This window comes from Hymenobacter humi (assembly GCF_042665855.1).
Taxonomy (GTDB): domain Bacteria; phylum Bacteroidota; class Bacteroidia; order Cytophagales; family Hymenobacteraceae; genus Hymenobacter; species Hymenobacter humi.
On the sequence record NZ_JBHTEK010000001.1, the window covers coordinates 1,966,910 to 1,979,127 of the forward strand.

Annotated in this window: 10 protein-coding genes and 2 pseudogenes; 6 read left to right on the forward strand and 6 right to left on the reverse strand. The window is 61.1% G+C overall.

The window, feature by feature from the left end:
- Positions 1-10: 10 nt before the first annotated feature.
- The 5 genes and pseudogenes from ACFQT0_RS11035 to ACFQT0_RS11055 all read left to right on the forward strand — a co-directional run.
- Positions 11-94 (forward strand): annotated as a pseudogene (locus ACFQT0_RS11035) (hypothetical protein); the annotation flags it as partial.
- Between the two features lie 148 nt (positions 95-242).
- Positions 243-1,178, forward strand: coding sequence for an NAD(P)/FAD-dependent oxidoreductase (locus tag ACFQT0_RS11040; RefSeq protein ID WP_380202731.1), 936 nt, complete (start codon positions 243-245; stop codon positions 1,176-1,178).
- A 564-nt stretch (positions 1,179-1,742) separates the two neighbouring features.
- Entirely contained in the window at positions 1,743-2,768 is a 1,026-nt protein-coding gene (gene asnA / locus ACFQT0_RS11045; protein WP_380202733.1) for an aspartate--ammonia ligase, read from the forward strand.
- A gap of 198 nt (positions 2,769-2,966) precedes the next feature.
- Positions 2,967-3,707, forward strand: coding sequence for a J domain-containing protein (locus tag ACFQT0_RS11050; RefSeq protein WP_380202735.1), 741 nt, complete (start codon positions 2,967-2,969; stop codon positions 3,705-3,707).
- Between the two features lie 87 nt (positions 3,708-3,794).
- Positions 3,795-4,343 carry an ankyrin repeat domain-containing protein gene (locus ACFQT0_RS11055; RefSeq protein WP_380202737.1) on the forward strand — a complete coding sequence of 183 codons (549 nt, stop codon included), beginning with the start codon at positions 3,795-3,797 and terminating at the stop codon, positions 4,341-4,343.
- On the opposite strand, the gene ACFQT0_RS11060 is transcribed toward ACFQT0_RS11055, so the two are convergent.
- The 3 genes from ACFQT0_RS11060 to ACFQT0_RS11070 all read right to left on the reverse strand — a co-directional run bounded on the left by ACFQT0_RS11060 (position 4,340) and on the right by ACFQT0_RS11070 (position 6,369).
- Complete coding sequence (locus tag ACFQT0_RS11060) at positions 4,340-4,597, reverse strand: hypothetical protein (RefSeq protein ID WP_380202739.1); 258 nt, start codon at positions 4,595-4,597, stop codon at positions 4,340-4,342. The genes ACFQT0_RS11055 and ACFQT0_RS11060 overlap by 4 nt on opposite strands.
- A gap of 497 nt (positions 4,598-5,094) precedes the next feature.
- Positions 5,095-5,850: an SDR family NAD(P)-dependent oxidoreductase gene (locus ACFQT0_RS11065; protein ID WP_380202741.1), complete on the reverse strand. Its 756-nt coding sequence runs from the start codon at positions 5,848-5,850 to the stop codon at positions 5,095-5,097.
- A gap of 117 nt (positions 5,851-5,967) precedes the next feature.
- Positions 5,968-6,369, reverse strand: coding sequence for a hypothetical protein (locus tag ACFQT0_RS11070; protein WP_380202743.1), 402 nt, complete (start codon positions 6,367-6,369; stop codon positions 5,968-5,970).
- Positions 6,370-6,769: 400 nt separating this feature from the next.
- Between ACFQT0_RS11070 and ACFQT0_RS11075 the strand changes: the two genes are divergently transcribed.
- A complete protein-coding gene (locus ACFQT0_RS11075; protein WP_380202745.1) occupies positions 6,770-8,221 on the forward strand; it encodes a S8 family serine peptidase in 1,452 nt (483 codons plus the stop codon).
- Between the two features lie 145 nt (positions 8,222-8,366).
- Here ACFQT0_RS11075 and ACFQT0_RS11080 read toward each other — a convergent pair whose 3' ends face one another.
- From ACFQT0_RS11080 to scpA, 3 genes and pseudogenes are all read right to left on the reverse strand, one after another.
- Positions 8,367-8,786 (reverse strand): DUF1304 domain-containing protein, encoded by a 420-nt coding sequence (locus ACFQT0_RS11080; RefSeq protein ID WP_380205982.1) that lies wholly within the window; start codon positions 8,784-8,786, stop codon positions 8,367-8,369.
- Positions 8,787-8,965: 179 nt separating this feature from the next.
- Positions 8,966-9,652: an outer membrane beta-barrel protein gene (locus ACFQT0_RS11085; protein ID WP_380202747.1), complete on the reverse strand. Its 687-nt coding sequence runs from the start codon at positions 9,650-9,652 to the stop codon at positions 8,966-8,968.
- 290 nt (positions 9,653-9,942) lie between these two features.
- Positions 9,943-12,151, reverse strand: a pseudogene (scpA, locus tag ACFQT0_RS11090) (methylmalonyl-CoA mutase).
- Between the last annotated feature and the right edge of the window lie 67 nt (positions 12,152-12,218).

A 12,218-nucleotide genomic window follows, 5' to 3' on the forward strand; every position in this document is an offset into this window, starting at 1 on the left:
CTTTGGCGCCGTGCCCATTTTACCTTCTTTCGACTACGACGTTGCCATCATTGGCGCGGGCCCGGCCGGGGCGGCCTGTGCCCTGGGGTTGCGCCACAGCGGCCTGCGCGTGGCCCTGCTCGACAAAGCCCAATTTCCGCGCGACAAGGTGTGCGGCGATGCCATTCCCGGCCACGCCCTGAAGGCCCTGCGCCAGCTCGACCCCGCCTTTGCCGACAGCATCTGGCAACTCGAGCCCCTGGATGCCGTGCGCCAGTCCCGCCTCGTGGCGCCCAACGGCGGCAGCCTCGAGCCTGCAATGGAAGCTGCCGAGCTTCAACAGCCCCCGCGAAACCTTCGACGACGCCCTGCTGGCCCTGGTGCGCACCCACGCGCCCGCCACCACCATCCTCGAAAACACCAGCCTCAAGGGCCTGCACATCGAGGCCGACCACGTGCGGCTGCAGCCCAATCAAGGCTCGGAAATCACCTGCCAGCTGGTGATTGGCTGCGACGGGGCCAATTCCGTGGTGGGCCGCAAGCTGCTGCCCGAGCCGCGGCTGGCCCGGGCCCACCACTGCGTGGGCGTGCGGGCTTACTTCGAAAACATCAAGGGTGCCGAAAGCGGCACCACCGAGTTTTTCCTCACCCGCGATTACCTGGCGGGCTACTGCTGGCTGTTTCCGGTGGGGCAGGGGCGCTACAACGTGGGCCTGGGCATGCTGGCCGAGGTAGTGGCCGAGCACAAAGTGGACCTCAAGCAAACCCTGCAGCGCCTGCTGGCCACGCACCCCGAGCTGGCCGGCCGCTTTGCCGAGGCCCGGCAACTGGGCCCCACCGTGGGCTTTGGGCTGCCGCTGGGCGGCGGGCGGGTGCGGCCCATCAGCGGCGCGCGGTTTATGCTCTGCGGCGATGCCGCCTCGCTGATTGACCCCTTGCAGGGGCACGGCATCGACACGGCCATTCAGAGCGGCATTCTGGCGGCGACTCAGGCTACGGCGTGCTTTGCCCGGCAGGATTTCAGCGCCGCGCACGTGGCTCAATACGATGCTGAGGTAGCCCGGAAAATCGGGAAGAAGCTCGCCAAAAGCTACCGCCTCATGCGGTTCTTGAGCACCAAGCCGTGGCTGGTGAATGCCGCCGTGCGGCTGGCCCGCGTGCCCGGCCTCAAGCCCTGGGTGCAGAAGGCGATAGGGTAGCAGGGAGGTGCCTTTGCAATTGAGCCGAATTGCTTTATTAGAAATGTATAGCATGCCAGCGCGGTGTAGAGACGCAATATTTTGCGTCTAGTCGTGCGAGCCGCGTGGGTGTCGTTCAACGTAGAGACGCAAAATATTGCGTCTCTACACCGTTCTGGCTATTGCAAATACTAACGCCTACTGCTTCTAAAACAGGAATTAATTGGCTCAACCGGCATTTGATTTTTGGATGTTGAATTAATTGTGCCTAATTTGCTTTTGCTAAAGACAAAAAGCACGAGCTATGTTCCTGTTCGCCAACAATTTCCTCTTCAATAACTCGAATAATAATAATTTATTCCGAGACTGGGAGGCTATTGTTCACAGGGAGAGAAAACCGAACAATATTTCAATTTGAAAAGCCTTTCGTAATTCGGAAGGCTTTTTTTGGCCTTCCCAGCCCCTGAGGCGCATTTCCGGATTCAAAAAAACTCCCTGCCGGGGAGGCGGCCGCCTATTGCCCAAACCCTAGCCTTTGCCTTCAACCAAACAGCATTTTCAATCTTAAACCCCCATATCACCCCCATGAAAACTATTTCATCTCCCTCCGCCTGGCCCGCCGCGGCCGGCCTGCTCGAAACCGAAGAGGCCATCACCTTCGTGAAGGAAACCTTTGCCAAGGAACTGGCCCGGCAGCTGCACCTGGTGAAAGTGTCGGCCCCGCTGGTGGTGCTCGACGGCACCGGCATCAACGACGATTTGAACGGCATCGAGCGGCCCGTGGGCTTCCCCATCAAGTCCCTGGACGAGCAGCGCGCCGTGGTGGTGCACTCGCTGGCTAAGTGGAAACGCCTGCGTCTGCGCGAGCTGGGTATCCCGGCCGGCCGCGGCTTGCTGACGGACATGCGCGCCCTGCGCCCCGACGAAGACTACAGCCCCATCCACTCCATCTACGTGGACCAGTGGGACTGGGAAAAGCACATGCTGCCCGAGCAGCGCACCATTCCTTTCCTTAAAGCCACAGTAGAAACCATTTACGGCGCCCTGAAAGCGACCGAGCACCAGGTAAGCCAGGAGTTTGGAATTGAGCCGGTGCTGCCGCCCAGCATTACCTTCTTGCACGCCGAAGACCTGCTCGCGCGCTACCCCGACCTCACGCCCAAGCAGCGCGAGCACGAAGCCGCCCGCGAATACGGCGCGGTGTTCCTGATGGGCATTGGCGCGGAGTTGAGCCACGGCGAAATCCACGACGGCCGCGCCCCCGACTACGACGACTGGAGCACGCCCACCGAGGACGGCTACCGCGGCCTGAACGGCGACATTCTGCTCTGGAACCCGGTGCTGGGAACAGCGTTCGAAATATCGTCCATGGGCATTCGGGTCGACAAAGAGGCTCTGGCCCGCCAGGCTGGAGCTGCGCGGCTGCCCCGAGCGCCAGGACTTGCAGTTCCACCGCCTGCTGCTCGACGACCAGCTGCCCGAGAGCATCGGCGGCGGCATCGGGCAGTCGCGGGTGTGCATGTTCTTGCTGCGCAAAGCCCACATCGGCGAGGTGCAGGTGAGCTTGTGGCCCGAATCGGTACGCGCCGAAATGGCCGAAGCCGGCATTGAGCTGCTGTAGGCAGAAGCCAGCCAGGAGCTTTGCAGTGAGCGAAACGGGGTTGAACGGCCAGCGGGCGGTTCAACCCCGTTTTTTGTTAGCTCAAGTGTGGGCGCAACGGCCGGAGACAGTGGGCAATAGGTGCGCCGCCGTTTGCGTTTTTAAAGTCGCGGCAAATATGTATTTTAGAGCATATCCCGCGCTTGGCTATGCAGAACTACTACCGCGTTTTGGGCATTGGCCCCATGGCCACGGCCGGGGAAATTGAGCAGGCGTACGCGCGGCAGCGCGCCCGGCTCAAGCGCCTGGCCGCGGCCGACCGGGCCATGAAAGCCAGGCTGGCCGCCGTGGAAACCGGCTTCGATATTCTGGGCAACCCCCGCCGCCTTGCCTACGACCTGCTGCTGGCCCAGGAACCGGAGGAACCCGCGCCCCGCCGCCGGCCAGACGAGCGGATGCTGCGCTACGCCCGCGTGGCGCGCAGCCTCAACGCGGCGCTGCTGGGCTTCTGCCTGCTGCTGGCCCTCGACTGGGCCCTGCCGCTGCGTGAATTCGCCAACGAAACCGTGCGGAGCCGCTTTCCGGTATCCGTATCGTCGTCGCTCTCCAACCCGCAGATAGCTTACCGCGTGCACACCGAGCGCACGTCGTTCCGCCTGCCAAGTAGCATCGGCCACCGCGTGCGCGAAGACGACCACATTACAGTATGGAAAACGCCGCTTTTCGGGGTGGTGCGCCGCGTGAGTTCCCCGCAGTCGCCCGACGGGCCCGAGCCGTTTTTGCCCTATGGCGGCACCATTTACGGTACGTTTGCGCTGCTGCCGCTCTTGGTGGGCCTAGTGTCGGCCGTGGGGCTGTGGCCGGGCCGCTCGCCCGAAACCGTGGTAAACACTGCAAGCGTGAGCGGGTTATTGACCATCCTGACCCTGATTATCTTCTTGTGGTTTTGAGGCGGGCACGCCCCGCAAAATCACAGCCCAACTGCTGATTTCGCCGTAGTAGAAGCCCGCGCTTACTTTCTTATCCCTGTTTTTGTAATGGATTTTTCCTCCTCTCGCCCCGAAGATTTGCTGTTTGATGCCGCCCGCCGTGGCGATGTGGCCACCCTGAAGGAATTGCTGGCCACGGGCCTCGACGTGAACGTGACCAACGGCAAAGGCTTCTCGGCCCTGATTTTGGCTTCATACGACGAGCACCTCGACGCCACCAAGTTCCTGCTCGAAGCCGGCGCCGACCCCAACGTGCAGGACGTGAGCGGCAACACCGCCCTGATGGGCGTCAGCTTCAAGGGCTACCCCGAAATCGCCCGCCTGCTCATCGCCCACGGCGCCAACCTGAACCTGCAAAACGGCAACGGCGGCACCGCCCTCATGTTTGCCACCTTGTTTGGCCGCAACAACCTGGTGCAAATCCTGGTAGAAGCCGGCGCCGACCAGACCATCCCCGATGCCCGCGGCCTCACCGCCCGCGGCCTGGCTCTGCAGCAGGGCAATGAGGAGGCGCTAAAGCAGGCTGGCGTAAGCCCTCAGAATATCAGTAAGGGCCCGCTTCGCAACCATTGTGCGAAGCGGGCCTTTGCTATTTAGCCGCGCTTGCTGGTGCAGTGGCGGCGCACGGCGTCGAGCTTTTTCACGAGCGTGGCTACTTCTTTTTCGTCCTGGGTGTAGAGGGAGAGGGATATTTTGTCGGCGATGCCCGAGGCTGGTTTGCCATCGGCCCGGTCGCGCCGCTGCACGATGATGTCGTAGTAGCGGCTGCCGTCCTTGTCGCGCTTTTTGGGCATGTAGGACACCGAGCCCACTTCGGCCCAGTCCAGGCTCAGGTTGAGCTCCAGCTGCACCTTGTCGTCGGACTTGATGGCCCAGGTTGCTGCCTTTTTTGTTGCTGTTCACCGAGATGTTGGCCGACTGGTGGTCGTCGGGGCCGCGGTATTTGCGCACGGTCTGCTTCACGCCGCAATCGGCTAAAGACACCATGGCTTCCCCGTCGTCCTCGGACTTGGGAAAGTGCATGAGCTGGTTGAGCCGCTTGGTGAGGGGCTGCACTTCGGCGGCCGGGGCCTGGGCGTGGGCGGCGCTGCCCAGAAGCAGGGCGCTGGCCAGGAGGGGAGGAGAGCGTTGAACATTGCAGAAAGGTGATAATCGTGCAGAAAAAGCGCTGTGGCCCCGGCCCGCACGAATAGGCCAGTACCACAGCGCCAGATGCGGGCGCCCCGGTTCGAGTTGCCTGCGGCTACAGGAAATTTACTTTCGGCAGCCTCGCTGCGCCGTTAACTTAGAATGACTTCCAGCCAAAGCCGGCGCTAGCCGATGCTGCGTACCACGCCGCCGTCTACCCTCATGGAGGCGCCGTTTGTGGCGGCGGCCAGGGGCTGCACAAGTAGGCCACCATGCTGGCTACTTCGTCGGTGGTTATGAAGCGCTGGAGCAGCGACGACGGCCGGTCGTTCTGGAAGAAGTCGTGCTCGGCTTCTTCATTGGTTTTGCCTTCAGCGGCCATTTTCTTGATGAATTCGTCGACGCCTTCGGAGGCGGTGGGGCCGGGCAGCACGGAATTTACCGTGACGCCGGTGCCTTTGGTGAGCTCGGCCAGGCCGCGGGCCACGGCAAGTTGGGCGGTTTTGGTGGTGCCGTAGTGAATCATTTCCTGTGGAATCTGGAGCGCCGACTCGCTAGAGATGAACAGGACGCGGCCCCAGTTGCTGGCCAGCATTATCGGGAAATAATGGCGGGAGAGGCGCACGCCGCTCAGCACGTTCACCTCAAAAAAGCGCATCCAGTCCTCGTCCGATATTTCCACGAAGGGCTTGGGTTCGAAAATGCCGACGTTGTTCACCAGTATGTCTACGGTGGGCACTTTGTGCAGCAGGTCGGCCACTTCCTCGGCTTTGCCAAAATCGACGGCCACGCCGCGCACCGTGGCTTGCGGGGTTTCGGCCAGAATAGCGGCCCGGGCCTGCTGAATGCGTGCCTCGGTGCGGCCCGTGAGCACGACTTCGGCGCCCTCGGCTGCCAGGCGGCGGGCAATGGCCAGCCCAATTCCGGCCGTGGAGCCGGTAACGAGGGCCGTTTTATCGGTGAGTTGTAAATCCATGGGGAACGAGGCTAAAGTGAAAACCCAGTTGCCTTAACGTGTCCCTTTGGAATTGGGCTGCCCGCAGGCAGCAAGTGGGGCCGAGCGACTATCCCGCAGCCCCGCTAGTGGGCTGTATTATTGGCGCAGCCAGGCGTCGGCCAGGGCATCGGTTTCGAAATACTCGTAGCTCAATAGTCCTTTCATGCCGGTGCCGATGGCTCGGGCCGCCAGCCGGCTAAGTGGGGCGGTGGCTTCCACCACGGCGCAATACCTATAGCCAACTTCCGCCACGGCGCGCGGCAGCCATTCCTGGGTCAGCCAGGTTTGGATTTCCGGGGGTATGGGCGGGCGCTGGTTGTGCACGCTCATCAGGCGGATGACGCGGTGGTGCTGCATGGCCCGCAGCACGTGCTCGTAGATAGAGCGGAGCTCGGCCACGGTAGCCGGCGCCGACAGCCACTCGAGCCGGATGTAGCTCGCCGGCGCGTAGGAAATGACCGCTGCCGCGTTGCTGAAGTAGTGTAGGGTCGATATCACCAGGTAAAGATAAGCCCCTACTGATACCTAATGCTTGAGCTAAAGAGCAAGTAAAAATGCTCTAAGCGAATATTTTCCTGCTAAAAAATGACAAACTGAATTCAGTAAAATTCATATTTTTCAATGAAGAACGTAGTGCGCTAGTTATGAGTGTTCTGCTTACATCTAAGGCCGATGTTAGTTTATGAAATGCTCATAACATATTGGCTGTTACCTGCTATTTGTGAAAATAATTAGTTGAAATAAGCAAAACCATTTAACTTGGATTACGCTACAACGCCCGCGATAAGTTGCTACTGCTTTATCCACATTATCCATTTTCTCTATCCCGCATGGTTGCCAAATCCTTTACCCACCGCATCATTCCTGTCCTCGGTTTAAGCCTGCTCGCCGCATTCGGGTGCAGCAAGCAAGACCCAACCCCTGCGCCCTCGCTGAGCGCGGCCGGCGCGCAAGGCGCCGCCCCGGGACGGCCCTGGCCAATGCGGTAAAGCTGCGTTCCAAGCATTACATCATCATCGCCTCGGGCGACGCCCTGCCCGCGGGCATGGCCGCTCAAACCAAGCAGGCCAACGGCACCGTGACCTCGCTGCTCGGCGAAGCCGGCCTGGCCATGGCCACGTCCGATGACCCCAATTTTGCTACCAAAGCCGCCAAAATCCCCGGCGTCCGCACCGTGATAAACGACTGCCTGTTTCAGGCCTTCGATGCCCGGCAGGAGCGCACGGCCGCTTTGCCCGCTTCGCACCAGACGGGAGTTGCCAACCCGACCGGCAACCCGTTTCTGCCGTTTCAGTGGGGCCTGACGGCCATTCAGGCCCCGGCCGCCTGGCGCACCGGCGCCCAAGGCGCCGACGTGGTAGTGGCCGACCTGGACACGGGCTTCGACCTGACGCACCCCGACTTGCAGCCCAACATCATCAGCAGCGCCTCGTTTGTAATGCTGCCCGGCCAGGACCAGGATGCGCAGTACCGCGGCCTGGGTTCCAGCCACGGCACGCACACGGCCGGCACCATCGCCGCGGCCGACAACAGCATTGGCGTGATTGGCGTGGCTCCTAAAGCCAAACTCATGCTGCTGAAAGTGCTCGGCGACGCCGGCGAAGGCTCTTTCTCCTGGGTTATCAACGGCATTATCTACGCCGCCGACCACAACGCCGACGTCATCAACATGAGCCTGGTGGCCTCGCTGCCCCGCAACGGCAAGTACCTCGACGAGCAGGGCAACACCATCAACAACACCAAGGCCACGCAGGAGCTGCTGGTGGCCCTGAGCAAAGCCACGAGCTACGCCACCAAGCGCGGCGTCACCATAATTGCCTCGGCCGGCAACGAGGGCAACGACGGCAACAAGGACCAGTCGTGGGTGCGCATTCCGGCCGATGCCACCGGCGTTATCTCCATTTCGGCCACCGGCCCCATGGGCTGGGCTAAGTCGCCCAATACCTGCGACCTGGACCGCTTTGCTTCCTACTCCAACTACGGCACGCCGGCGGTGAGCTTTGCTGCCCCCGGCGGCGATTATGCCTATTCCAACTTCACCGAAGTGACGACCATGGCGGGCTTTTATGGCTACACCTGGGCCATGGACATGGTGCTGAGCACCGACATCAACGGTGGCTACACCTGGCTGGCCGGCACGAGCATGGCGGCCCCGCACGCCAGCGGCGTGGCCGCCCTCATTATCGGCAAAAACGGCGGCCACATGGACCCCGCGCAGGTGGAAGCCATCCTGCGCGCGTCGGCTGATGATTTGGGCAAGCCCGGCCGCGACCCTTATTATGGCTATGGCCGCATCAACGCCTACAAGGCAGTTACGCAAGGCCAGAAAGGTGCCGTGGCCGGGATGTAATCCTTAAATGCAACGGACGGAAGGCAGCAGCCCACTCCGCAACAGAACGCCCGGTGAAGCTTGTGCATCACCGGGCGTTCTGTTGCGGAGTGGGCTGCGGTGTAAGCGCCCACTTTGAGGCGGCCGGGCACAACGAAGCGTGGCCTTAGTGAACCCCCTGAATTTTCTGGGTGATAACCGGCAAGCGGCCGGCGGCCTCCGCCTGGGCTAATTGCAACGCCGCCAGAGCCAGCAGGGCCGGTACCGATTGCACCAGCAGAATGCGCGGCCCCGCCGTGAAGGCTCCGTACAGGCCGGCCACCACCACGCAAGCCAGAAAGAAAACGGCCACGTTGAAATGCCAGACTGGGTCCTTAATTAGCAGCGACCAGACCAGGCCCGCCACCAGAAAGCCGTTGTAGAGCCCCTGGTTGGCCGCCAGCACCTTGGTGGGCTCAAACAGCTCCGGCCGCAACGACCGAAACGTCTTCGGCCCGCGGGTGGTCCAGGCAAACATCTCCAGCCACAAAATGTAGAGGTGAATGAGCGCCACCAGGCCGATAAGGGCTTGGCTGAGAAGATGCATGTTCATAGCGGCCGGCGGGTTGAGGTTTGCCCGGCCAACTTACAGCTATTTCAGCCGCAATTCCTGCATCAGCCATTCCTCCTGTTCCAAAGCGAGCGGCCGCAAAGCATCAAGTTCAGCTTTGAGGCGGTCGAGGATGGGGAGGGACTCAGGGGTGGGTTTGCTAAATCAAGATAGATTCAAGGGGTGGCAGCCGTGACTTTGCGTCGAAAATCGTAAGTAAAGGCCATTGTTAACAGCAGCATGTGGGCCTGCGCTTTCAACGCATATTTTTGGTCTCGAAACGTAACGCTCCGTACCAGCGGAGTAAGGCCGTGGAGGTAGCGCAGCTCAAAATCCAGGTGCCTCGCCACGCCCCAGTAGCCGAGGCCGCCCTGTACAAAAAATCGAGTCGTTGCGGGCGCTCGGTTCAGGCTGGCTCTTATTTCATTGCCCAGCTCCGTCCGTGAAGTGCCGTAATCACTGCCACCCACGCGAAAGCCTACGGAGGGACCCGCCAAGACATAGAAATGCTCTCCAGCCCCCAGATAGCAACCAGCTAATGTTCCCAGACCTAGCTGGTCGGACCGGAAATTGTGGAAGTCCTCCCTGCCTGCGGTGATGATTCCTCCGAAACCATTGGGGTAGTCATCCTCATACGCAATTGGCGATGAGAGCAAAGATTGGTATCCTGCTTCCGGCTGCAAAAACCACTTGCCGCGGGCCAGGCGCGAGAACAGGTTTATCGAGTAGGCTTCTTTACCGGTGCCAGTAAGCCAGCCTGCCTTGGCATTGGTACGAACTTGAGAAACACCGCCTAAGTCCAAGTGGGTCGGACTCATCGGGGTAAATAGAATGGCTGACCCTGCCGACAGCCCCAGGCTCACAGTAGTAGAAGGAGGGGAGTCGTCTGCTGGGCCATCGCGGGCAATGAGCCTGATAAACCGGCCAGGAGGCAATGGCGCAAAATCAGTTGCATTGAAATATAGCTTTTGTATAAGGACGTAAAGAAAGTGCTTATCCAATCTGTCAGCAGCTTAACTTTTGCGTTTATCAGACCTTACTTCAGCTACTACTTTTAGCGCCTGCGTCTTTGGATTAAAGCATTGTGTGCTGAGGAATAGTAATTTATATTTATTGCAGCACCTGGAGTGAAGGGACTTTACAATTGCCTGAACTATTCCCCCAGCTTCCCCAGAATCTCCTGCGCCGCCGTCGCTATCACCGTGCCCGGACCGTACACGCCGGCCACGCCGGCTGCGTACAGAAACGGATAATCTTGAGCTGGAATCACGCCGCCGGCGATGACCAGAATGTCCTCGCGGCCGAGCTGCTTGAGCTCCGTGAGCAACTGCGGGAGCAGGGTTTTGTGGCCGGCGGCGAGGCTGCTCACGCCCACCACGTGCACGTCGTTGTCGGCGGCCTGGCGGGCTACTTCGGCGGGCGTTTGGAAGAGGGGCGCAATATCCACGTCGAAGCCCACATCGGCGAAGCTGGTGGCGATGATTTTGGCGCCGCGGTCGTGGCCGTCCTGGCCCATCTTGGCAACCAGCATGCGGGGGCGGCGCCCTTCGCGAGCCGCAAATTCTTCGGCGGCAGTGCGAGCCTTGGCAAATTCCTGGTCGTAGTCCATTTCGCTGCTGTAAACGCCCGAAACGGTGCGGGTGGTGGCCTGGTGGCGGCCGTAAGCCACTTCCAGGGCGTCGGAGATTTCGCCCAGCGTGGCGCGCACGCGGGCGGCATCCACGGCAAGGGCGAGCAGATTCTTTGAATTGAATGAGGAATGAGGAATAGGGAATGAGGAGTTGTCCGGCGTTAATTCCTCATTCTTCATTCTTAATTCTTCATTACCCGCCCGGGCGGCTTCCGTGAGGGCGGCTAGGGCGGCTTGTACGGCGGCCGTGTCGCGGGTGGCCCGTATCTGGTTGAGCCGCTCAATCTGGCTGGTGCGCACGGCGTCGTTGTCGATGTCGAGCACTTCCACCTCCGTTTTCTCGGTGGTCTTATACTTGTTCACGCCCACGATTACCTCCTTGCCCGAGTCGATGCGGGCCTGCTTGCGGGCCGCGGCTTCCTCGATGCGCAGCTTGGGCAGGCCGGTTTCGATGGCCTTGGCCATGCCGCCCAGCTCCTCCACTTCCTGGATGAGGGCCCAGGCCTTGTCGGCCAGGCTCGTGGGTGAGGCTTTCCACGTAGTAGGAGCCGCCCCAGGGGTCTACGACTTTGGTGATGTCGGTTTCATGCTGCAGGTAGAGCTGGGTGTTGCGGGCAATGCGCGCCGAGAAGTCGGTAGGCAGGGCAATGGCCTCGTCGAGGGCATTGGTGTGCAGGCTCTGGGTGCCGCCGAGCACGGCCGCGAGCGCCTCGATGGCGGTGCGGGCCACGTTGTTGTACGGGTCCTGCTCGGTGAGCGAGTAGCCAGAGGTCTGGCAGTGCGTGCGCAGGGCCAGGCTTTTCGGGTTGCTCGGGTTGAACTGCTGCATGAGCTTGGCCCAGAGCAGGCGGCCGGCGCGCAGCTTGGCAATCTCCATGAAGTGGTTCATGCCAATGGCCCAGAAAAAGGACAGGCGCGGGGCAAATTCGTCAATCTTCATGCCCGCGGCGAGGCCGGCACGCACGTACTCCAGGCCGTCGGCCAGGGTGTAGGCCAGCTCCAAATCGGCGGTAGCGCCGGCTTCCTGCATGTGGTAGCCCGAGATGGAAATGGAGTTGAATTTGGGCATATTCGCCGCCGTGTAGCTGAAAATATCGGCGATGATGCGCATGCTCGGCGCGGGCGGGTAGATGTAGGTGTTGCGCACCATGAACTCCTTCAGAATGTCGTTCTGAATGGTGCCGGCCAGCTTTTCGGGCGTCACACCCTGCTCCTCAGCCGCCACTATATAGAAGGCCAGTACCGGCAGCACGGCCCCGTTCATTGTCATCGACACTGACATCTCGCCAAGCGGAATCTGGTCGAAGAGGATTTTCATGTCCTCCACCGAGTCGATGGCCACGCCTGCCTTGCCCACGTCGCCCTGCACCCGCGGGTGGTCGGAGTCGTAGCCCCGGTGTGTGGCCAGGTCAAACGCCACGCTCAATCCTTTTTGCCCGCCCGCCAGGTTGCGGCGGTAGAAGGCGTTGCTGGCCTCGGCCGTGGAAAAGCCGGCGTACTGCCGAATGGTCCACGGATTCTGCACGTACATGCTGGCGTAGGGCCCGCGCAGGTACGGCGCCTGCCCCGCCCCAAAACCCAGGTGGTCGAGCCCGGCTATGTCGTCGGCCGTGTACACGGGCTTCACCGCAATGCCCTCGGGCGTGAGCGTGGCAGCGTTTTTAGCAGCAACGGCAGCGGCGCTGGGCGCCGGAGCCGCGTCGTAGGGAATGGTGGAGAAATCGGGTTTCATTTTGATTCAATGAAGAATGAGGAATGCAGAGTGAGGAATGAAACCGTCACTCTTGCATGGCGAGGAA